This window comes from Ectobacillus ponti (assembly GCF_024294785.1).
GTDB classification, from domain to species: domain Bacteria; phylum Bacillota; class Bacilli; order Bacillales; family Bacillaceae_G; genus Ectobacillus; species Ectobacillus ponti.
The window spans coordinates 1-535 of the sequence record NZ_JANCLT010000110.1 but is presented as its reverse complement, the minus strand read 5'-3'; the positions used below and the strand labels follow the sequence as shown (position 1 = coordinate 535).

At 52.1% G+C, this 535-nt stretch carries 1 pseudogene; it reads left to right on the top strand.

Annotated features, from left to right (window positions below):
• Nucleotides 1-500 (top strand): annotated as a pseudogene (locus NK662_RS24800) (hypothetical protein); the annotation flags it as partial.
• Nucleotides 501-535 lie beyond the last annotated feature (35 nt).

The following is a 535-nucleotide window of genomic DNA, read 5'->3' as shown; positions in this document are numbered from 1 at the left end:
GGCGTCTCGATCAGCTGATCTACATTCCACTGCCTGATGAGCAATCTAGGCTCCAAATTTTCAATGCTTGCCTCAGGAAGTCCCCTGTGGCGAAGGATGTGGACTTGAACGCTCTTGCCAAGTACACCCAAGGCTTCAGTGGTGCAGATATTACAGAAATCTGTCAGCGTGCATGCAAATATGCGATTAGAGAGAACATCGAGAAGGACATTGAGAGGGAGAGGCGGAGTAAGGAGAACCCTGAAGCGATGGAGGAAGATGAAGTCGACGACATTGCTGAGATCAAGGCAGCCCACTTCGAGGAGTCGATGAAGTACGCGCGCCGCAGTGTCAGCGATGCCGACATCCGCAAGTACCAGGCGTTAGCCCAGACGTTGCAGCAGTCTCGCGGGTTTGGCAGTGAGTTCCTTTTCGAGCGGAAAGTATCTGTTGCTGGATCTGCGGCTGATCCTTTTGCGTCTGCTGCCGCCGTCGCTGATGATGACGATTTTTATAGTTAGGTTTTCTGTTTTGTCCTTCGTTAGCTCGCCCTACG